This window comes from Pseudomonas sp. NBRC 111139 (assembly GCF_001753955.1).
Lineage (GTDB): Bacteria > Pseudomonadota > Gammaproteobacteria > Pseudomonadales > Pseudomonadaceae > Aquipseudomonas > Aquipseudomonas alloputida.
Genome location: NZ_BCBP01000021.1, coordinates 110,120 through 131,900, shown reverse-complemented (window position 1 = coordinate 131,900; position 21,781 = coordinate 110,120). Strand labels below are relative to the sequence as shown.

Annotated in this window: 20 protein-coding genes; 12 read left to right on the top strand and 8 right to left on the bottom strand. The window is 60.6% G+C overall.

What is annotated here, in order from left to right; all coding sequences use genetic code 11:
- Positions 1-53 precede the first annotated feature (53 nt).
- From BJQ17_RS06610 to BJQ17_RS06580, 7 genes are all read left to right on the top strand, one after another.
- A complete protein-coding gene (locus BJQ17_RS06610) occupies positions 54-887 on the top strand; it encodes an alpha/beta fold hydrolase (RefSeq protein WP_003256070.1) in 834 nt (277 codons plus the stop codon).
- Entirely contained in the window at positions 884-2,365 is a 1,482-nt protein-coding gene (locus BJQ17_RS06605; RefSeq protein ID WP_070095794.1) for an aldehyde dehydrogenase, read from the top strand. Before BJQ17_RS06610 ends, BJQ17_RS06605 begins: the two co-directional genes overlap by 4 nt.
- A 12-nt stretch (positions 2,366-2,377) precedes the next feature.
- Complete coding sequence (locus BJQ17_RS06600) at positions 2,378-2,863, top strand: flavin reductase family protein (protein ID WP_070095793.1); 486 nt, start codon at positions 2,378-2,380, stop codon at positions 2,861-2,863.
- Positions 2,864-3,049: 186 nt separating this feature from the next.
- Positions 3,050-3,439 (top strand): carboxymuconolactone decarboxylase family protein, encoded by a 390-nt coding sequence (locus BJQ17_RS06595; protein WP_003256073.1) that lies wholly within the window; start codon positions 3,050-3,052, stop codon positions 3,437-3,439.
- A gap of 88 nt (positions 3,440-3,527) precedes the next feature.
- On the top strand, positions 3,528-4,280 hold the full coding sequence (locus tag BJQ17_RS06590; RefSeq protein WP_003256074.1) for a GntR family transcriptional regulator: 753 nt from the start codon (positions 3,528-3,530) through the stop codon (positions 4,278-4,280).
- Between the two features lie 2 nt (positions 4,281-4,282).
- Entirely contained in the window at positions 4,283-4,846 is a 564-nt protein-coding gene (locus BJQ17_RS06585) for an NUDIX hydrolase (RefSeq protein ID WP_012052004.1), read from the top strand.
- Between the two features lie 150 nt (positions 4,847-4,996).
- Positions 4,997-7,180, top strand: coding sequence for an ATP-binding protein (locus BJQ17_RS06580; protein WP_070095792.1), 2,184 nt, complete (start codon positions 4,997-4,999; stop codon positions 7,178-7,180).
- A gap of 22 nt (positions 7,181-7,202) precedes the next feature.
- Here BJQ17_RS06580 and BJQ17_RS06575 read toward each other — a convergent pair whose 3' ends face one another.
- Entirely contained in the window at positions 7,203-7,835 is a 633-nt protein-coding gene (locus BJQ17_RS06575) for a LysE family translocator (RefSeq protein ID WP_003256077.1), read from the bottom strand.
- Between the two features lie 66 nt (positions 7,836-7,901).
- A complete protein-coding gene (locus BJQ17_RS06570; protein ID WP_003256078.1) occupies positions 7,902-8,516 on the bottom strand; it encodes a LysE family translocator in 615 nt (204 codons plus the stop codon).
- 111 nt (positions 8,517-8,627) lie between these two features.
- On the opposite strand from BJQ17_RS06570, the gene BJQ17_RS06565 reads away from it, so the two are divergent.
- A complete protein-coding gene (locus BJQ17_RS06565) occupies positions 8,628-9,080 on the top strand; it encodes an Lrp/AsnC family transcriptional regulator (RefSeq protein WP_012052000.1) in 453 nt (150 codons plus the stop codon).
- A gap of 378 nt (positions 9,081-9,458) precedes the next feature.
- Positions 9,459-10,871: a cytosine permease gene (locus tag BJQ17_RS06560; protein ID WP_014860036.1), complete on the top strand. Its 1,413-nt coding sequence runs from the start codon at positions 9,459-9,461 to the stop codon at positions 10,869-10,871.
- 150 nt (positions 10,872-11,021) lie between these two features.
- Here BJQ17_RS06560 and BJQ17_RS06555 read toward each other — a convergent pair whose 3' ends face one another.
- From BJQ17_RS06555 to BJQ17_RS06540, 4 genes are all read right to left on the bottom strand, one after another.
- A complete protein-coding gene (locus BJQ17_RS06555) occupies positions 11,022-12,341 on the bottom strand; it encodes an OprD family porin (RefSeq protein WP_003256081.1) in 1,320 nt (439 codons plus the stop codon).
- Positions 12,342-12,445: 104 nt separating this feature from the next.
- Positions 12,446-13,174: a nitroreductase gene (locus BJQ17_RS06550; protein ID WP_003256082.1), complete on the bottom strand. Its 729-nt coding sequence runs from the start codon at positions 13,172-13,174 to the stop codon at positions 12,446-12,448.
- 28 nt (positions 13,175-13,202) lie between these two features.
- Positions 13,203-14,555: an aromatic acid/H+ symport family MFS transporter gene (locus BJQ17_RS06545; RefSeq protein ID WP_003256085.1), complete on the bottom strand. Its 1,353-nt coding sequence runs from the start codon at positions 14,553-14,555 to the stop codon at positions 13,203-13,205.
- A gap of 266 nt (positions 14,556-14,821) precedes the next feature.
- Positions 14,822-15,847: an AraC family transcriptional regulator gene (locus BJQ17_RS06540; RefSeq protein WP_004577492.1), complete on the bottom strand. Its 1,026-nt coding sequence runs from the start codon at positions 15,845-15,847 to the stop codon at positions 14,822-14,824.
- Positions 15,848-16,078: 231 nt separating this feature from the next.
- On the opposite strand from BJQ17_RS06540, the gene BJQ17_RS06535 reads away from it, so the two are divergent.
- On the top strand, positions 16,079-16,534 hold the full coding sequence (locus tag BJQ17_RS06535) for a MaoC family dehydratase (protein ID WP_004577493.1): 456 nt from the start codon (positions 16,079-16,081) through the stop codon (positions 16,532-16,534).
- A 217-nt stretch (positions 16,535-16,751) separates the two neighbouring features.
- On the opposite strand, the gene BJQ17_RS06530 is transcribed toward BJQ17_RS06535, so the two are convergent.
- Positions 16,752-17,639, bottom strand: coding sequence for a LysR family transcriptional regulator (locus BJQ17_RS06530; RefSeq protein WP_070095791.1), 888 nt, complete (start codon positions 17,637-17,639; stop codon positions 16,752-16,754).
- Between the two features lie 112 nt (positions 17,640-17,751).
- Between BJQ17_RS06530 and BJQ17_RS06525 the strand changes: the two genes are divergently transcribed.
- Positions 17,752-18,813 (top strand): YeiH family protein, encoded by a 1,062-nt coding sequence (locus BJQ17_RS06525; RefSeq protein WP_070095790.1) that lies wholly within the window; start codon positions 17,752-17,754, stop codon positions 18,811-18,813.
- 213 nt (positions 18,814-19,026) lie between these two features.
- Complete coding sequence (ppnN, locus tag BJQ17_RS06520) at positions 19,027-20,400, top strand: nucleotide 5'-monophosphate nucleosidase PpnN (protein ID WP_003256095.1); 1,374 nt, start codon at positions 19,027-19,029, stop codon at positions 20,398-20,400.
- A gap of 121 nt (positions 20,401-20,521) precedes the next feature.
- On the opposite strand, the gene BJQ17_RS06515 is transcribed toward ppnN, so the two are convergent.
- Entirely contained in the window at positions 20,522-21,667 is a 1,146-nt protein-coding gene (locus tag BJQ17_RS06515; protein ID WP_004577496.1) for a GGDEF domain-containing protein, read from the bottom strand.
- Positions 21,668-21,781 lie beyond the last annotated feature (114 nt).

Genomic DNA, 21,781 nt, shown 5'->3' with positions numbered 1-21,781 from the left:
GCCGGGGCGTGGCGTGCTTACCCGCCGCGCCCGACCTTCAAGGAGCGCCCTCCATGATTCAGCCTGTCGCTGAACGCACACCTGCCGGCACCAGCTATCTGGATGTCGGCCAGGGCCAACCCGTGGTACTGATCCACGGCGTGGGCCTGAACAAGGAAATGTGGGGCGGTCAGTTCGTTGGCCTGGCCAACGACTACCGCGTCATCGCCTACGACATGCTCGGCCACGGTCAAAGCCGCGTACCGGCCGCCGACACACCGCTGGAAGGCTATGCCGACCAGCTCGCCGAACTGCTTGACCACCTGCAAATTGCACAAGCCACCGTGATCGGCTTCTCCATGGGCGGCCTGGTTGCCCGTGCGTTCGCCCTCAATTACCCGCAGCGCCTGGCTGCACTCGTCGTGCTCAACAGCGTGTTCAACCGCACCCCCGAGCAAAGTGCCGGGGTGATCGCCCGCGCTGCCCAGGCGGCGGAGCTGGGCCCAGACGCCAACGTCGATGCTGCCCTGGACCGCTGGTTCAGCCGTGAATACAAGGCTGCCAACCCGGCGCAGGTCGCCGCCATTCGCCAGGTGCTGGCGAGCAACGACCCGCAGGGTTACCACACCACTTATTCGCTGTTCGCCACTCAGGACATGTACCGCGCCGACGACCTGGGCAGTATCCAGGTGCCGACGCTGATCGCCACCGGCGAACTCGACTCGGGCTCCACCCCGGCCATGACCCGCCAGCTCGCCGCCAGCATTCCTGGCGCACGCAGTGTGGTCCTCGCCGAGCAACGGCATATGATGCCGGTGGAAGCACCGCGTGAAGTCAACAAGATGCTGCTGGACTTCCTCACCCAAGCCCGCACCCTCACCGAATCCGCCAAGGGGATTGTTGCATGACCCTCGTTCGTTTCCAGATGTGCATCGACGGCCAATGGCGCGATGCCCAGAGCGGCAAGACCTTCGACAGCCTCAACCCGGCCACCGCCCAGGCCTGGGCGCAACTGCCCGACGCCGATGAAGCCGATGTGGAGCTGGCCGTTCAGGCCGCCCAGCGTGCCTTCGACAGCAAGGCGTGGCGCAGCATTACCGCCACCGCGCGCGGCAAGCTGTTGCGTCGTCTGGGTGACCTGATTGCCGAGAACAAGGAGCACCTGGCCCAGCTGGAAAGCCGTGACAACGGCAAGCTGATCCGCGAAACCCGCGGTCAGGTCGGCTATCTGCCAGAGTTCTTCCACTACACTGCGGGCCTGGCCGACAAGCTCGAAGGCGGCACCCTGCCGCTGGACAAACCCGACCTGTTCGCCTACACCGTGCACGAGCCAATCGGCGTGGTTGCCGGGATCATCCCGTGGAACAGCCCGCTGTACCTCACCGCGATCAAGCTGGCGCCGGCCTTGGCTGCCGGCAACACCATCGTGCTCAAACCGTCCGAGCACGCCTCGGCGACCATCCTCGAGCTGGCCCGACTGGCCCTTGAGGCCGGCTTCCCGGCCGGTGTGGTCAACGTGGTCACCGGCTACGGCCCCAGCACCGGCGCGGCGCTGACCCGCCACCCGCTGGTGCGCAAGATCGCCTTCACCGGCGGTGCCGCCACCGCCCGCCACGTGGTGCGCAGCAGTGCCGAAAACTTCGCCAAGCTGTCGCTGGAACTGGGGGGCAAGTCGCCGAACATCATCTTCGCCGACGCCGACCTGGACAGCGCCATCAATGGCGCCGTGGCCGGCATCTACGCCGCGTCCGGGCAAAGCTGCGTGGCCGGTTCGCGCCTGCTGGTGCAGGATGAAATCTTCGACGTGTTCGTCGAGCGCCTGATTGCCCGCGCCAAGCGCATCCGCATCGGCAACCCGCAGGACGACGCCAGCGAAATGGGCCCGATGGCCACCGCGCAACAGCTGGCAGTCGTCGAAGGCCTGGTGGCAGCAGCCAAGGCCGAAGGCGCAAAACTGCACATGGGCGGAAAGCGTGCCGACGTTGAAGGTGACGGCTGGTTCTACGAGCCGACCCTGTTCGAGTGCGACAGCAACGCGATGACCATCATGCAGGAAGAAGTGTTCGGCCCGGTCGCCGCGGTGATCCGCTTCAAGACCGAAGAAGAAGCACTGGCCATAGCCAACGACTCGCAATTCGGCCTGGCTGCCGGCATCTGGACGCGCGATCTGGGCCGTGCCCACCGCCTGGCCCGCGACGTGCGTTCGGGGATCATCTGGGTCAACACCTACCGTGCCGTGTCGGCCATGGCACCGATAGGTGGTTTCAAGAACAGCGGCTACGGCCGTGAGAGCGGCATCGATTCGGTGCTGGCCTATACCGAGCTGAAGACCGTGTGGATCAACTTGTCCATCGCGCCGATGCCCGACCCGTTCGTGATGCGCTAAGAGGAACACGAGATGATCGAACCCGGCATCTACAAAGACGTGATGGGCTCCTTCCCATCCGGCGTCACGGTAGTGACCACCCTGGACGCCGACGGCGGCATCGTCGGCATCACCGCCAGTGCATTCAGCGCGCTGTCGATCGACCCGGCGCTGGTGCTGTTCTGCCCCAACTACGCCTCCGACACCTACCCGATCCTGCGCGACAGCAAGCAGTTCGCCATCCACCTGCTGTCCGCCGACCAGACCGCCGAAGCCTATGCCTTCGCAGGCAAGGGCAAGGACAAGGCCAAGGGCGTGGAGTGGCACCTGAGCGAGCTGGGCAACCCCCTGCTGGCCAAGGCTACGGCGATCATCGAGTGCGAGTTGTGGCGCGAGTACGACGGCGGTGACCACGCGATCATTGTCGGCGCGGTGAAGAACCTGGTGTTGCCGGCCGAGCCGGAGACCCCGATGGTCTACCACAAAGGCAAGCTCGGCGCCCTGCCGCCGCTTGGCTGATACATCTTGAAGTCGGTGTTGGCTTTTTCGCGGGCTCGCCCGCTCCCACAGGTATCGCACAGATCCTGGGACCCGTGGGAGCGGGCAAGCCCGCGAAAAAGCCAACACCGATGACCCTGTTTTCAGGGGTCGCGCTAATCGTCTCACCCTCGGTTGCGGCCCCTGTTTTATGCCGGAGTACTGCACATGAGCAATGAAAAGTACGAAAAGGGTCTGAAAATCCGCACCCAGGTGCTGGGCGAGGACTACGTCAACCGCTCGATCCAGAACGCAGATGAGTTCACCAAACCGTTGCAGGAGCTGGTCACCGAGTATTGCTGGGGTCACGTCTGGGGCCGTGAAGGCTTGTCGCTGAAAGAGCGCAGCATGATAAACTTGGCCATGATTTCCGCGCTCAACAGGCCCCACGAGCTCAAATTGCACATTCGCGGTGCCCTGCGCAATGGCCTGAGCCGTGAACAGATTCGCGAAATCCTGCTCCAGGTCGGCATTTATTGCGGCGTACCCGCGGCGGTGGACAGTTTCCGCCTGGCCCGTGAAGCCTTTGCCGAAGCCGATGCGGAGCCAACCCGTTAACAACGGGCTGTTCGAACCACTGCATGGAAAGCCTCGGTTCGAGGCATTCCGCGATGTTGGCGCAACAGCCTCATAAAGAGCGCACCTGATGAAACGCCAGCCACTCGACGACAGCTTCAAGGTCAACCGCAATCCCGTTACTCTGCGCGAAATCGTGCTCGACAAGCTGCGCGCCGCTATCATGAACTTTCACCTGCTGCCCGGCGACCGCCTGGTCGAACGCGACCTGTGCGACCGCCTCGGCGTCAGCCGCACTTCGGTACGTGAAGCGCTGCGTCACCTGGAGTCCGAAGGCCTGGTGGAGTTCGCCGACGCCAAAGGCCCACGGGTGGCCATCATCACCCTGGAAGACGCACGTGACATCTATGAGCTGCGCTGTGTGCTCGAAGGCCTGATCGTGCAACTGTTCACCCTCAACGCCAAGGCCAAGGACATCCGTGCGCTGGAACGCGCGCTGGAAGTGAACCGCGAGGCACTGGAAGAAGGTGAGCTGCAACAGGTACTGGATTCGGTACAAGGTTTCTACGATGTGCTGCTGGAAGGCTCCGGCAACCAGGTGGCGGCCCAGCAGTTGCGCCAGTTGCAAGCACGCATCAGCTACCTGCGCGCCACCTCGGTATCGCAGGAAAACCGCCGCGGCGCCAGCAACCGCGAAATGGAAAAGATCGTCGAGGCCATCAAGGGCGGTGACCCGCTGGTAGCCCACCAGGCCTCGGTCGACCACGTCCGCGCCGCCGCCAAGGTGGCCCTGGACTACCTGCGCCAGAAGCAGGATGACAACGCCAAGGTGCGCGACATTGTCGAACCCTTGGCCCTGAAGGAACCCCGCATAGGTCGCTGATCATGCCCAATGCCCCGCGCTACTGCCCGCACTGCACCACGGAACTGGCCCGGGGCGTTCCCACAGGCGATACCCACGAACGCCTGCATTGCACCGGCTGCGGCTACATCCATTACATCAACCCCAAGATCATCGCCGGCTGCATCATCGAGCGCGATGGAAAGTACCTGCTGTGCCAGCGCGCCATTCCCCCTCGCCCCGGCACCTGGACCTTGCCTGCCGGGTTCATGGAGGCTGGCGAAACCACCGAGCAGGCGGCGCTGCGCGAGGTATGGGAAGAAAGCGGCGTACGTGCAGACATCGTCTCGCCGTATTCGATCTTCAGCGTGCCAAAGATCAGCGAGGTGTACATCATCTTCCGAGCCATCGTCACCGAAGAAACCGGGCAGTACGGGCCTGAGACGCTGGCGTACAAGTTCTTCGAGCCGGATGAAATCCCCTGGGATGAGATCTACTACCCGGCCATCCGGCAAATTCTCGAACGCTACATCCTCGAGCGGCAGGCCGGGGTGTATGGCATTTACATGGGCAATGATGACACCGGCAAGGTGCACTTCATGCGCTAGCCGGTACGGCCTCTTCGCGGGTGAACCTGCACTCACCCGGATCGCGCAGTTACAGAGGCTCGTGCAGTGGCACAGCCCTCACAAAACCCTCGCCAACGGTCTATTCTCGGTGCACCCTAAGGGCCTTGAGAAAGAGGACCGGCAAAGCACATGGCTAGATGGCTAGATGGCGGCGGGCTAATGGCCGAACGCATCCGCAACCACGACTGGGCCACCACCCCGCTGGGCCCGCTGGAACATTGGCCCGATGCCCTGAAAACCACGATAGCTCTGTGCCTGGCCTCGCGCTTTCCGCAAGCCGTGCTCTGGGGCCCGGACTTGATTACCCTGTACAACGATGCCTTCACCCCGATTCTCGGTCGCAAGCCCCTGGCCTTGGGCATCCCCTTCCGCGACGTGTGGCACGAAGCCTGGGATGAAATCAGCAGCATGGCGGCCCGCGCGTTGGCCGGCGAAGCGGTTTACATCGAAGACTTCCCGCTGATGATCGACCGCAACGGCGGCCTGGAGCGGGCCTATTTTACCTTCTGCTACAGCCCGATTCGCGGCCACGATGGCGAGATACTGGGCATGCTCGACACGGTCACCGAAACCACCGCCAGCGTGGTCACCAACCAGCGCCTGAACTTTCTCGATACCCTCGGGCGAGCCGTGACCGAGGCGACCGACCCGGACCAGATCATGGCCATCACCACCCGCATGCTGGTCGAGCACCTTGGCTTGTCCAGCTGCGCCTATGCAACGATGGACCCCGACGAGGACGGTTTCACCATTTGCGGCGATGCGGTGACACCCGGCTCACCACGCCTGGTGGGCCACTATCACCTGCATGACTTCGGCCGCCTGGCGGTCAGCCGCCTGCGCAGCGGCCTGGCCTTGGTGATCAACGACAACCTGCGCGAACTGGCCACTGACGAGGCGGCGACTTTTCAGGCCATCGGCATTACGGCCACCATCTGCATGCCACTGATCAAGGGTGGCAGGCTGACCGCGCTGATGGCGATTCACGACCGCGTACCCCGGGTATGGACCGACTACGAGCAAACACTGATCAGCGAAGTGACCGAGCGATGCTGGGCGCACATACAGCGGGCGCAGGCCCATGCCGAAGTGCGCGAAGCGATGGCGGCCCTTGAAGCGCTCAACACGACCTTGGAACATCGCGTAGAAGAACGCACCACTCAGCTGCTGCACACCGAGGCCGTGCTGCGCCAAGCCCAGAAGCTGGAAGCCATTGGCCAGCTGACCGGCGGCGTAGCCCACGACTTCAATAACCTGCTGACCATCATCCGCTCGTCGCTGCACTTCCTGCAGCGCCCCAACCTGGCCGAGGAGCGCCGCGAGCGCTACCTCAAGACCATGTCCGACACAGTCGACCGTGGTGCCAAACTGACCGGCCAGCTACTGGCCTTTGCCCGACGCCAGGCCCTCAGCCCACAGGTGTTCGAAGCCGGGCCACGGCTGGAAGCCATGGCCGACATGCTCGACACCGTCACTGGCGCGCGCATCCGGGTCGAGCTGCAGCTACCCCAGGCGCCCTGCCACATCCGCGCCGACCTCAGCCAGTTGGAAACCGCGGTAATCAACCTGATGCTCAACGGCCGCGATGCCATGGCTGGCGAAGGTGCCTTGCAGCTGCGCCTGCAGGCCGACCAGTGCCTGCCGGCCTTGCGCGGTCAGCCTTCACAGCCAGGCCCGTTCGCGGCGATATCGGTGAGCGACAACGGAGTCGGTATTGCCACCGAGTTGCTGGAGCGCATCTTCGACCCGTTCTTCACCACCAAGGCCCCAGGTGAAGGTACCGGGCTCGGGTTGTCGCAGGTGTTTGGTTTCGCCAAGCAATCCGGGGGCGATGTACAGGTGAACAGCATCCCCGGCCAGGGCACCACCTTTACCCTGTATCTGCCGCAGGAGGCACCAACTGCGGCCTCGCCCGAAGACGCCTCGGCCGGCAGCCAGCCACAGGTACAGGGCGAGCGGCGACGAATACTGGTGGTAGAAGACAATCCCGACCTGGGCAGTTTCACAGCTCAGCTCCTCGAGGACCACGGCTACCAAATCAGCTATGCACGGTCGGCAGAAGAAGCGCTGGCGCAGTTGACTGGCCCGGCAGGTGATTTTGATGCGGTGTTTTCCGATGTGGTCATGCCCGGAATGGGTGGCTTGGCACTGGCCCGCGAACTTCGCCGCCAGCGCCCGCAGTTGCCGGTGATCCTGACTTCGGGCTATAGCGAGGCGATTGCCGAAGGCGGGCACCAAGGGTTCACCTTCCTGGCCAAACCCTACTCGGCAGAACAGGTGTGCCAGATACTCGGCAAAGTATTCGGCCACTGATACCTTGCATCGCAATAGGCGATCAACGGCGCCCTTCTGCCAGCATGCGCACCGCCAGCCCCGCCAGCACCGTTCCCATCAACCAACGCTGAACCTGTTGCCACAGCGGCCTGCCAGCCAGGAACACGGCGATGGAACCGGCCATGATCGCAATCAGCGCGTTGACCGTAACGCTGATGGCGATCTGCGTCGAACCCAGCACCAGCGACTGCAACAGCACGCTGCCGTGGCCCGGCTCGATGAATTGCGGCATGAGCGACAGGTACATGACGGCAATCTTGGGGTTGAGCAGGCTGGTGGCAAACCCCATGGTGAATAGCCGCCGCGGGCTGTCGGCGGGCAGTTCACGGAGCTGGAACGGCGATTGGCCACCCGGCCGCAGCGCCTGCCAGGCCAGGTACAACAGGTACAGCGCGCCACCGATGCGCAGCGCGTCGTAGGCAAAGGGTACCGCCATCACCAGCGCCGTGATGCCCATTGCCGCGCAGAACATGTAGATGACGAAGCCCAGAGCCACACCGCCAAGCGAAATCAACCCGGCTTGGCGGCCCTGGCAGATCGAGCGGGAAATCAGGTAGATCATGTTCGGCCCTGGGGTCAGGACCATGCCGAGGCAAATCAAGGCGAACGTGAGCAGTTGCGTGGTTTCGGGCACGGGGCACATCCTGGTTGTGCATTAGGTTGCAGCGAGTTTATCTGAAGTCATGCTGAACCGGTAAATTCAGGTCATTTGCCCGGCTATCAAGCCCAGGGCTACGGTAATCATCGCCATCCCCGACACCCGCCCGACCAGCTTTGCCGCACCCGGCCGAGTGCTCAGTACAGCTTTGGCGCCATAGCCGACCAGCGTGTAGATCACCAGCGAACTGCACAGGTGGACCAGCCCCAGCAACAAGATCTGCAAGGGCACAGGCCAGCTCGACTGCGGGTCGGTGAACTGCGGCAGCAGGGCCAGGAACAGCAGGAATACCTTGGGGTTCAGGCCGCTGACGCAAAAACCCTTCAACGCCCAGCGTGAGCCCGACTCCCCCGCGCCGCCCTGCCCGGCCGCCGGCAATGCCGGGCTGAGCAACAGGTTGCCGCCCAGCCACAGCAAGTAACTGCACCCCGCCAGGGTCAGCAAGGTCAGCGCCAACGGGTGACCTGCCAGCAAACTGCCGACCCCGGCCGCCACCACCAGCGTGGCCAGGAAATGCCCCGACAACATCCCCGCCACCGCTGGCATCACCCAGCGCCCACGCATGCCGGCCGAGATGGCATAGGCCCAGTCTGCACCGGGGGTAATCACGAACAGCATCGACACAGCCCAGAACGCCGTCAGCACACTGATAGCCACTTGAATCTTCCTTATCTACTGCATTGGGATGTCGAAAGATTACGGATTTCGCTCGGGGATATTCTTTCGTATATTTCCCCTTTGCATTCATGAATTGGAAGATTCTTCCCAATGGATAGAGCCGATCGAAAAATCCTTGCCGAGCTGCAAAAAGACGGGCGCCTGTCGGTAACCGAGCTGGCCGACCGCGTGGGGCTCAGCCTGTCACCCTGTCATCGGCGCTTGAAGGCACTGGAAGAGTCCGGCGCCATTCTGGGCTATCACGCACGGCTGGCACCGAGCGCCCTTGGGCTGAACTTTGCCGCGTTGGTGTTCGTGACGCTACGCGAGGTGACCCGCCAGCCGGTGGCGGACTTTGAAACGGCACTGGCGCAGATCCCGCAGATTGTCGAAGCGCAGCGGCTGTTTGGCGACCCGGATTACCTGCTGCATGTGGTCGCCAAGGACCTGCCGGCGTTTCAGAAGCTGTATGACGAGCATCTGACCAGTATTCCCAATGTGAAACGCTTGAGCTCGACCTTGGTGATGAAGGAAGTGATTCAGGATCGGTTGCTCCCCATGTAGCTGTTTCCTCTTGTGCCGGCCCCTTCGCGGGTAAACCCGCGCCTGCTGTAGGAGCGGGTTTACCCGCAAAAAGGCCAGCCCAGGCAACCTTTCATCTGCCCTGAAAACGCGCACATCGCACCAACCCAGCCCACCGTGATCCGGGTTGCCAACCCGCCGCCCCTCTACCCCACGGCCTTCAGCCAGCTGGCACTCTCCTTGCTACCGTCACCCGCTTAAGCTTTTGTCAGCCTTAGTTTTTTTAACGCTTATGGGCACATATTTACTAATTTCTCGTTACCCCCGCGCCCCTCATCATCGCTCCAACAAGAACGCGTCGCCCACCGCCGGCACGCCCCCGGGCAGTTCCCAATGCCCTACCTTGCCTTGGAGTCAGTCATGACCAGTGCAGCCAATTCGGCACCCCTGATAGAAAAACACACGATCGGCTACGTGCCCCCGCAAGACCGCCATGGAAAGGTAAGGGATCTGTTCACACTCTGGTTCGGCGGCAACATCGCGCCGTTGCCCATCGTCACCGGCGCGCTGGGTGTGCAGCTGTTCCACCTGAACCTGGTATGGGGCATCGTCGCCATCCTCGTCGGTCACCTGGTCGGCGGGGTGCTGATGGCCCTGCACTCGGCCCAGGGCCCGCAAATGGGCATTCCGCAGATGATCCAGAGCCGCGCCCAGTTCGGCACCCTCGGCGCGCTGCTGGTGGTGGTGATCGCCGGCGTCATGTACATCGGTTTCTTCGCTTCCAACATCGTCCTTGCCGGCAAGTCACTGCATGGCGTGGTCGACGCCGTTCCGGTACCGGTGGGCATCGTCATCGGTGCGTTGGGTTCAGGCATCATCGGCATCATCGGCTACCGCTTCATCCACGTGCTCAATCGCATTGGCACCTGGGTACTGGGTATCGGTATCGTGGTTGGCTTCGCCTACATCTTCACCCATGTGCAGAGCGACGATTTCCTCACCCGCGGCGGCTTCAACCTGGCCGGCTGGCTGGCCACCGTGTCGCTGGCGGCGTTGTGGCAAATCGCCTTTGCGCCCTATGTGTCGGACTACTCGCGCTACCTGCCGGCAGATGTCAAAGTCAGCTCGACCTTCTGGACCACCTACCTGGGCTCGGCCCTGGGTTCAAGCCTGTCGTTCATCTTCGGCGCCGTGGCCGTGCTGGCGATCCCGGCCGGCATGGACACCATGGACGCGGTCAAGCTGGCCACCGGCACGCTCGGCCCGATCATGCTGGTGCTGTTCCTGCTCAGTGTGATCAGCCATAACGCCCTCAACCTGTATGGCGCGGTGCTGTCGATCATCACCCTGGTGCAAACGTTCGCCTACCGCTGGATCCCCACCGCCAAAAGCCGTGCAGTGCTGTCGCTGATCGTGCTGTCGGCCTGCTGCGTGGTAGCGGTGTTCGCTTCGGCAGACTTCATCGGCCACTTCGTTGACATGGTGCTGGTACTGCTGGTGGTGCTGGTGCCGTGGACGGCGATCAACCTGATCGACTTCTACGCCATTCACAAAGGTGACTACGACATCCAGTCGATCTTCCAGGTCGATGGTGGGATCTATGGGCGCTACAACCCGCAGGCCCTGATCGCCTACGCTGTGGGTATCGTGGTGCAGATACCGTTCATGAACACCCCGCTGTACGTCGGGCCGATTTCCGAGCATATCAACGGGGCTGACCTGTCGTGGCTGGTAGGGTTGGCGATCACCTCGCCGCTGTACTGGTGGCTGGCGAGCCGTGACAGTGCCTACCGTCGTCGGCAGACCAGCGCCAAGCTGGCAGCAGTGGCTTGATCGGTACTGGCCTTTCGCAGCAAAAGATGAAACGGCTGGGTGCAGGCGTCCGAACGCCTGGTGCAATTCAGGCGGGAAACAGCGAACCCGTCGATTGGGAATGAATGGCAAAAAAGGGGCCGGCGCCAGAAGGCCGGCCCATTTCGCTATTCAGAAGTTGAAGGTGTAACGCATGATCAAGCGATTTTCATTAGCGCTGTCAGCGTAGGTCGAGCGGTTCGTGGAGTTTCGCCATTGGAACGAAACACCCTTCGCCGGCCCACTCTGAATGACATAAGAGATATCAGTGACCCGCTCCCATTCTTTGCCCTCCTCCCCGTTAAGGCGGAGTGAAGCGGCTTGGCGGCTCTTCAGCAGATCAGGATCAACATCATCACCTTTCATGTACCGGGTGGTGAACAGCAAGCCTGGTACACCCAACGCAGCGAAATCAAAGTCGTACCTTGCGAACCACACCCGCTCCTCAGGGGCAGTGAATGTACTGACCAGCGATTCGCCGAACAGGTAGGTATCCGTGCCGTTTACAAACGCAAACGAGGTGTCGCCCCAAGCCTTCTGGTAACCGCCACCGAGGGTGTGTCCCTTGATGCTGTAGGCGAAGTAGCTACTCAGCGTTCTGTTGTCCACCTCACCCAGTTTTTTGGAGCCTGTCTCGCTGGCATCGAACACGCGAACATCCGCGATCACATTGCCTTCCCCCAACGGTTTGATGACTTTAATACCGGCGAAGTAGGAGGTGTAGAGGTCTTCAAGCTCGGCGGCGTGCAAGCTGAAGGTCATGTCCTTCGTGGGCTTGAAGTCAAATGCCAGGTAGTTGTAGTGATCCGCCTCAACCGGGGCATAGCCCGTGGCTGTGAGTGATTCGAAATCGGTGGAATTACGCTGCTTCACGGCGTTGACCCTTATAGCCGTTACCGTCAATTTATCGATGTCGTTGACGGTCAGCGAACCACCGCGAAAGACCTGAGGCAGCAGGCGGCTGTTATTACTCCAGAGCAGAGGCATCAGAGGGTTCACCCCTCCTATCCTCAACTCCGTCTTACCCATCCTTGCTTTGGCGGTGGCTACGAACTTACCGTATTCATCCTCAACCTGCCTGTCGGAATCGTAGGCCAGCAGCCCTGATCCCGTTCTGTCCGGGCTGGAATCAAGCTTCACCCCCAGCAAGCCCATCGCATCAATACCGAAGCCCACGGGCCCTTCTGTAAAACCCGATTGCAAGTTCAAAATAAAGCCTTGCGCCCACTCATCGCGCTTGGACTGAGTGGCGCCATCATTGCGAAAATCGCGATTATAGTAGAAGTTACGGAGTTCGAGACTGCCTTTGAAGTCTTCCACGAACGCGGCAGAAGCATAAGGCGCGACCAACAATGCTGCTGAACAAGCCAACGATTTTTTTAAAGCAATAGACATCACAGGCACCTTGTTCTTGTTGTGTGCTTGAACATGGAGCGCAGCGAAGCGCCCCATGCAATGCCAATCCTACAAATGGGTGAAGGCCCGCTTTAGCGGAATGATCGAAACAGTATCACCCTGCCCGGCGCTAAACTTGGACAGGGCGCACGCCAGGTTTTTCATTCTGAGTGAAAGGTCGTGAATGCACGCACGGGTTCACGGCCAGTAACCAACGTGTTCTCAATGCTGCCATCATCGGCATAACCCAAGCTCATCCCACAGACGAGCATTTGGCTCTTCGGTATTGCCAGCATTTCAGTGATGATGCTGTGATATTTAAGGAATGCTGCCTGCGGGCAGGTGTGCAAGCCTCTTCCCCGTGCGGCAATCATGAGGCTTTGCAGGAACATGCCATAGTCCAGCAGGCTCCCTTCCTGAAGCACGCGGTCAATCGTGAAGAACAGGCCAACAGGCGCCCCGAAGAAGCGATAATTCCGGCCGTGTTGCTCGTGCATCCTTTGTTTATCGCTTCGACTGATGCCCAACAAGCTATAGAGCCCCCACCCTACCTCCCTGCGCCGTTCGATGTAGGGAGATGTCCACTCCCTGGGGTAATACGCGTAGGGATCAGAAAAGCGTTGGTCATCAGCCGGATGGTCATCAACCTCAGTAATTGCTGCGGACAACCGTGCCTTCATATCGCCGGTAACAACATGCACGTTCCAGGGCTGCAGGTTGACGCCTGTTGCGCTATAGCGCGCAACGTTCAGAACCGCTTCAATTTCCTCTCGCGGAACTGGGGTTGGGAGGAACGACCTGATGCTCCGACGTGAGACGATTGCCCAGTCGATCAAACGGGCAGTTTCGTCCGAACCTACCGGTGATTTGCGCAAGCGATCAATAAGCATACCTGGCACCTGTCTCTCAGCATTATGGTCAGGTCAGCTCGTGGGCAACCGTGGCCTTCTTCCTCACTACAGCCGAGTCCGAGCGAGATTGGTTGATCATGGTCACTGCAACAGCCCCTACCAGGCCGGCGAGCGCGATTGCCATGAAGTTCTGCTCCAGCGGCAACGCCATCGACACCAAGGCACCAATCAAAACAGGTGCGACAATCGCCCCGACGCGACCGACGCCCGAGGCAAAACCGACGCCAGTTGAGCGGATGGTGGAGGGATAGAAATCGCCGGCGTATGCATAGGCCAGAAGCTGGGTGCCAAGGGTCGAGGCCCCCACGATGAACACGACGACAAAGAGCAGTTCGGTGGAGCGGGTATATCCCAGCAACGTGAGTGCGACCGCGCCCACTACATAGAACACCACCAAGACGTGTTTGATGCTGAATTTGTCGCTAAGCCATCCACCCAGAATTGCACCGAAGATCGAACCGAGGTTGAACACGATGACGAAATTCAGGGCTGAACCGAGGCTGAAACCCGCCATGGCCATCAACTTGGTGAGCCACGAATTGAGCGCATACACCATGAACAGCCCGGTCATGAATGCCATCCAGATCATGACCGTGCTGTATCCACGGCCTTCCAGGAAAAGGCTTCGTACTGGCTTATCTTGAGCAGAGATAATCTGAGGATTGCCGACGAGCTGCGTGTCATCCGTGATCACAAGGTCAGGACGAAGGCGACGCGCGATGATTTTCAACTCGTCTTGTCGACCCTGCTTCAACATAAAGCCGATAGAATCGGGCATTGACTTGAGAATGAAAGGAATCAAAACCACTGGCAGGACGGCCACGTAAAACACATATTGCCAACCGTAGCTTTCGATCAGTTGTTTACCCGTCAGGGCTACCAGAATTCCGCCCACCGAATAGCCTGCGAAAACGATGGTCACCAGCCGGGTGCGAACTTTCAAGGGCGAGAACTCACCCATCTGCGCCGTACAGATGGGCAACACACCGCCGATGCCCAAGCCGGCGATAAAGCGCATGATACTGAAGGTCAGCGGGCTGTCAGTGAACCCTGCCGCAGCGGTGAAAACGCTGAACAGCGCCACACAGATCGCGATCATTTTCGGCCGGCCAATTCGATCTGCCAATGTGCCTAAAAAAATGGCGCCCAGCATTGTCCCAAACAATGCTGAGCCAGCCATTACCCCGGCGCTGGTTGCGTCAATTTGCATATCGGCCATGATGGCCGGTAAGGCAGCCCCCACCACTGCCAAGTCGTAGCCATCGATAATTAGAATTAACACGCACCAGAACAGAATAATCCCATGAAAGCGGTTAAACTTCGACTCTTCGGTCAACGTGTACATATTCAAAGAACTCATACCGTGTCTCCTTCAATCTTATTGTTGTGTTTTTGAAGTCCACATACGTATAGCGATCTGGCACAACTCGACCACACGCACAGGTACGCATGGTTCCGCGTGTAAGTCGGGAGAGTTGAGAGACCCTAGAAGGCGCCCGAGAAAAATCGTAGGCCTAATGGCAAGGCCCAACCATGCCCAATGGCATCATTCTGCTTGACCGGAACGGGCAGTTTTGGAAAACCAGATGGCTTCAATCAGCGGGTGATCAGCCCAAGCGCAGAGGACTAGTCCCCTCGAGGGCTACGCAACGAGCGTCGGTAAGCACCAGGGGTGATACCCGTCCATTTTTTGAATGCCCTGTGGAACGCACTGGTCTCAATGAAGCCAACCTCTGACGCAACGCCATCCACCGTCATACCTGCCCGGCAGAGCAGACTGATGGAAATATCCCGCCTTAGATTATCTTTGAGCCGTTGGTAGGTGAAACCCTCAGCGTAGAGCCTTCGCTGTAGGGTGGAACTGGACATGCTCAAGTCGCGTGCGAGTTCATCGAGTTCAGGCCACGTGTGTGGAGAGAGCAGTTTTAGTCGCCGCCGGATCGTAATGCTCGTGCTGTCGTCGTTACGGTATTTCACAAGGAAGTTACTTGGCGTTCCCTTCAAAAACAAAGGCAGTGTGCTGAGCGTTTGGCAAACCTTGTACTCCAGAACATTCTTCTCGAAAACAGCGGAGGTTCTCTCGGCCCGCCACTCGATTTCCTCACAAAAACGCATTCGATAGTCGCTGTCGTCCTCTGGCTGAGGAGGACGCATCGATAACTTCAAAACAGGGATGCGCCTGTCGCACAGCCAACAAAGCAGACCGTGCACGAGGACCAGCCAGGCACCATAACAAAACGCCCTTCGCGACTCACCATGATCATGGATGACAATTGCAGCATACTCTCCATCGCACTCCACCGACCCATAGATGTCATCAAGGGCAGTCCTGAGAAACGCCAGAATCCGCTTGAGCGCCTGTCCAATGGTGTCGCAGCCGAGGGCCAACTGCGCCATCAGCTTGAAACTACCTCTGCGAAGGGGGTGACTGTCTGCCGCAAAAAACTCATCGTCGAGCAAATCCGCTAACGCAATCCACAATCTGGAGAACGTACCAGCAGGTACCCTGGCATAGCGCTGGTCCAGCAGGCGTGGATCAATATGCGCGTGGCTGAGCACAGTAGCAACATCCAGGCCACGCAGTTCTGCTCCTTGAAGTGCGTCCCGCACGAGGCTGATCGACGTAGTGCCTTTGTGGGCAGAAAACTCCATCTGGGGCTCCGTTGCTAACTCGATACCAAAGGCTGCCTTGCAAAGCAGACACACCCGTAGAAGATCTACCGTACCAATATCACTGTGCCAGGTGTCAACGCCCCTTGTTTTTTATTGCAACACGTTTTGGATTACCGCCCAGAGAGGTCACAACACCTGAGGTAAGCGGGCATTGCTTCATTCTCGCCCCTGCATACAGGATAGTCACCCCACCTGTTTAAGGCCCTTTCCATGAGTGCCAGCGAGATGTTCTGGGAGCAGTTTTCTGTCGGCCAGGCGTGGACGCACCATCGAGATGAAGCGTTGGCGCAAGACGAAATCATCGCCTTCGCAAAGCAATACGATCCGCTATACATGCACACTGATCCTGTTCAGGCGCTTTCCAGCCCCCTGGGCGTACATTGTGCAAGCGGCGTGCATACCTTCGCACTGGCTCAGCGAATGCTGTGTGATGCGCTGTTTTCGGTGACGCATGTCGTGGCCGGGCACCGCATTGAAAACTTCATCATGCATCGACCTGTGAAGCCGAGAGATAGGCTCAGCCTGACGGCAAAGGTGATGAATGTCTCACAGCACGCTCGTCGAGACGATTGCGGCTGGGTCACGCTCGCGATTGCTGTGCAGGTAGCCGGCACCGGTTCGGTGTTGACCTACGACCTGACTGTGCTAATCGCACGAGCAAAATGACCCCGACGCCGATCCATTTGGCCAATCCTCATTGCTCAGAAGCCCCCAAACATCTCTCTCAAGTACCGCCGTCAGAGGGTCGCAATTGCGCGAAGCGGCTGAGCAAGCGCAGCGCGCAGGCTTTCAAATTTTGGCGGGCAGTCCAGGTACAGCGCAGTCTTCAACATCTGTGCTGTAACCTGTGGGACCGGGCACGCCCGCGAAGAGGCCAGCACCGTCAACCCACCTCTTGCATGGCAACACACAATTCAAGAAACCGCGAGGCAGCCCGCGAAGGCGTAGCCCCATGCGGCAACAGAATGGAAAAACGCCGCACCAGCGCCTGCGGCGCAACCTGCAGCCGGTGCAGCGCCCCATCTTCATGACGAATGGACATCGCCGACACAAAGCCAACCCCCATCCCGGCCCGGACCGCCTCTTTTACCCCTTCAACGCCAGCGATCTCCAGCGCCACTCGTATTGCCACGCCATCACGGGCAAACGCCCGCTCGACGATCTGCCGCACACCCGAGCCGCTTTCACGCAGTACCAAGGGGTAGGTGCCGAGCGCCGCCAGTGTCTGCTGGTCACCGCTTGCCAGGGGATGCCCACGGGGCACAATCGCCACGATCTCGTCCTCGCGCCACGGCGTCACTTGCGTACCCAACGGCAACTCCTGCCCGGGCGGCCCCTCGATCAGGGCAATATCAACACTGTCCAGGGCGGCGACGATCTCCGCCGTGTTGCCATGCGAGGTGCTGACCAGCACATCCGGATGACGCCCGTGAAAATCGGCGATCAGGTAAGGCAGCAGGTAACTGGCGGGCGTGGTACTGGCGCCGATACGCAAGGTGCCGCGCTCCAGCCCGCGCATGGCCTCGCGCAATGCTTGCGCCTGTCGGAAGGTTTCGCGCAGGCGCTCGGCATGCGCCAGCAACTGCTCACCGGCCGCGGTCAGCCGCACGCCGCGGCCGGCACGTTGGTAAAGGGGTTCGCCAAACGCCTCTTGCAAGAGCTTGAGCTGGCCGGACACCGCCGGCTGCGACAGGTGCAGGGCTAGAGCGGCATGGCTGATGTTGCCGTGTTCGGCAACCGTGGCGAATGTTATCAGCTGTTCTGGGGTCATTTTTGAAAATTATCAGCTTTTCGGATATTTGCCATCCTAAATTACGATTTTTTATAAGCTTATAACCAGATTAACGTAGGCCTTGTCGAAACACCTTTTCCGGAGGACTCACATGGCCACGGTTCCGTCCAACCCTGCCTTTGCCCCTACCCTCTCCACCCGAGGGCGGCTCAATGGCATTCTTTTCGTCGCGCTGTTCGCGGTCGCAGTCACTCAACTGGCGGCCCTGCCCGCTATCGCCAACCTGGGCATCAGCCCGCTGATCGTGGGTATCGTCGCAGGTGCCTTGTATGGCAACGCGCTGCGTGACGGCGTACCGGCAAGCTGGGCGGCAGGCATCAATTTTTCCGCTCGCGGCCTGTTACGCATTGCGGTGGCATTTTTTGGCCTGCGGGTAAGCCTGCAGGAAATTGCCGAAGTCGGCTGGTCGGGGCTTATCGTGTCGGTGCTGGTAGTCACCAGTACCCTGCTGATCGGCCTGTGGTGTGGCATGAAAGTGTTCAAGCTCGACCGCGATACCGCCTTGCTCACCGCCGCCGGCAGCGCTATCTGCGGCGCTGCCGCCGTGCTGGCATTTGAATCGGCGCTGCGCAGCGCCCCCCATAAAAGCGCCATGGCAGTCGGAAGCGTGGTGCTGTTCGGTACCTTGTCGATGTTCCTTTACCCGCTGGCGATCAATGCCGGCTGGCTGCATCTGGATACCATGGGCGCCGGGCTGTTGCTGGGCGGCACAGTCCACGAAGTGGCGCAGGTGGTAGGCGCGGCCAGTAATGTCAGCCCCGAAGCCACGCATATCGCCACCATCGTCAAGATGACCCGGGTCATGCTGCTGGTGCCGGTACTGCTGGTGGTGGGCCTGTGGATCAGCCGTTCGCGCAAGGCTGGCCAGGCGCAGGGCAACGGGCGCATTGCCATGCCCTGGTTCGCTTTCGGCTTCCTGGCACTGGTACTGGTGAATTCACTGCAAGTGCTGCCTGGCAGCGTGACCCAGGCCGTGAACAACCTGGACACCTTTGCCTTGACCATGGCCATGACGGCGTTGGGCATGGAGACCCGCTTCAGCCAGATTCGCCAGGCCGGGCCACGGGCGCTGGCGACCGGGGCGATCCTCAACCTGTGGCTGGTTGGCGGGGGGTTGGCGATTACCCTGGGGGTGCAGAAGCTGTTGGGCTGACGGGAGACCGAGTCGGCTGCTTCGCGAGTAAACCCGCTCCTACACAGGTCCGCACCGCCATCAAGGCTTGCGCTGTACCTGTATAGGAGCGGGTTTACTCGCGAAGCAGGCCGCCCGGTCTCAAGGTTTTTCACAGCCCCCCTCGTTGCCGTCCACATTTCTCGGTATGGTGGTGTCAAAGAAGGATGTTTTACCCGCACAGGAAAGACTTAGATGCCTCAACGCCATGTCATCAATGCATCCGTCAGCCCCAAAGGCAGCCTGGAGACGCTGTCACAACGTGAAGTGCAGCAACTGAGTGAAGTCGGTACCGGTAGCCTTTACACACTGTTCCGCCAGTGCGCCCTGGCAATCCTCAACACTGGCGCCCATGTCGACAATGCCAAGACTATCCTTGAGGCCTACAAAGACTTCGAGGTGCGTATCCACCAACAGGACCGTGGCGTGCGCCTGGAGCTGCTGAACGCGCCGGCCGACGCCTTCGTCGATGGCGAAATGATCGCCAGCACCCGTGAAATGCTGTTCAGCGCCTTGCGCGACATCGTCTACACCGAAAGCGAGCTGGCCAGCCAGCGCATCGACCTGGAAAGCTCCCAGGGCATCACCGACTACGTGTTCCACCTGCTGCGCAACGCGCGTACCTTGCGCCCGGGCGTGGAGCCGAAGATGGTGGTGTGTTGGGGCGGCCACTCGATCAGCACCGAGGAATACCAGTACACCAAGAAGGTCGGCCACGAACTGGGCCTGCGCAAGCTGGATGTCTGCACCGGCTGCGGCCCGGGCGTGATGAAAGGCCCGATGAAGGGCGCCACCATCGCCCACGCCAAGCAACGCATGCACGGCAGCCGCTACCTGGGCCTCACCGAGCCCGGCATCATCGCCGCCGAGGCGCCCAACCCGATCGTCAACGAACTGGTGATCCTGCCAGACATCGAGAAGCGCCTGGAGGCCTTCGTGCGTGTCGGCCACGGCATCATCATCTTCCCAGGCGGTGCCGGCACGGCGGAGGAGTTCCTGTACCTGCTGGGCATCCTCATGCACCCGGACAACCACGACCTGCCGTTCCCGGTGGTGCTCACCGGCCCGCGCAGCGCCGAGCCTTATCTGCAACAGTTGCACGCTTTCGTCGGCGCCACGCTGGGTGAAGCGGCCCATCGCCTGTACGAAATCATCATTGATGACCCGGCGGAAGTCGCCCGGCACATGGTCGAAGGCCTCAAAGCGGTCAAGCAGTTCCGCCGCGAGCGCAACGATGCCTTCCACTTCAACTGGCTGCTGAAGATCGAGGAGAGCTTCCAGCGACCGTTCGACCCGACCCACCAGGCCATGGCCGACCTGGACTTGCGTCGCGAGCTGCCGCCCCATGAACTGGCGGCCAACCTGCGCCGGGCGTTTTCCGGGATTGTCGCAGGCAACGTCAAGGACAAAGGCATCCGCCTGATCGAGGAACATGGGCCGTATCAGATCCACGGTGACAGCGCCGTACTGGACCCGCTGGGCCGGCTGCTGCAGGCATTCGTCGACCAGCACCGGATGAAGCTGCCAGGCGGCGCGGCGTATGTACCGTGCTATCAGGTGGCAACCTGACCACGCTGCTTTACTGAGGACGGGCATGGATGCCCGTCAAACGCGGGGGCCGGGTGACGGGAGCGTCTGTACGGATCACCCACATGGGTTACATGAAAGCGCCCCCACCTAGGTGACTCGCTCACTGCCGGAGTTCAACCACCGTCCGCTCGAAAAACCGAATGCTGTCGCGCCCCCCACGTTTGGATTGGTACAACGCCACATCCCCCTGCTCGATCAACGCCGCCAGGCTCGCCGGCGGCTGGTCGAACACGTTGGCACCAATGCTCAAGGTAACCGCCTGGGGCGTAGGCACGGTCTTGTCGGCGTACTGCTGGAACTGCTCACGCAGCCCACTACCCAGTTCCATGACCCGTTCACTGCTCGCGCCACTGAGCAAGATGACGAATTCATCCCCGCCCAACCGCGCCGCCAGCGAACGCTCGGGCAGCGCCGTCCGGATCATCTCGCTCAAGGCAATCAGCAAACGGTCGCCGGCGATATGCCCGTGCAGGTCGTTGACCAGTTTGAAGTTGTCGATGTCGATCAGTAGCAATGCCCCAGGTTGCGCCGGGCTCACGTCCTTGAAGAAATGCCCCGCCCGTACCTCCAGTGCACGCCGGTTGTACAGCGCAGTCAGCGGGTCACGGGCTGCCAGCCGGGCAATCCGCTCTTCACGCCGGTAACGTACGGTGCCGGTCATCGACAAGGCAATCAGCATGATCGCCATCGCGCCTTCCACCAGCGAAACCTGAATGATCAGCCCGCCAAAGGTCGCCAGGTCAATCAGCGTGCCTGGCGTGATCGCGATGGCCGCCTTGGCCACATAGAACAGCCCATGGATCAGCAACACATAGCGCAGCTGCACGGCCCCGACACTCAGCGATTTGCCATGTGGCCGCAGCAGGAAACTGGCCTTGAGCGTCAGCGAGGCCACCAACAACGAGTTGACCATCAGCATCACCTTCGACCACTGCGGGCCCACGGGCAGCAGCAGCAAGGCGAACCAGACCAGCACGATCATCAACCAGGCACGTGACAAGCGCTCCTGGGTGAAGCGCAGCACGCCGATCAGGAAAAAAACGTGGGCCACCACCAGCAAGCCATTGGCGAACCAGATACCGATGAACAGCAAGCCGACCCCGCGCAACAATGCCAGGGTGCTACCAACCGTAATCGTGGCGAAACCCGCACTCCAGTAAAGCAATGAGGTTTCGCGCACACTGCGCCATTCAATCGCCAGGTACAAGGCGGCCGCAGCGGCCAAAGCGACTGAAATAGTCAGCATCGTGGGTGGATCTAACGCCATATACGCATTGGCCTGTCTGGTTAACGGGAAAAGGCCCGACTGTATGCGATCGTGATCACGTTCAGAGGGGCCTTGCACGGTTGCCTGCACATT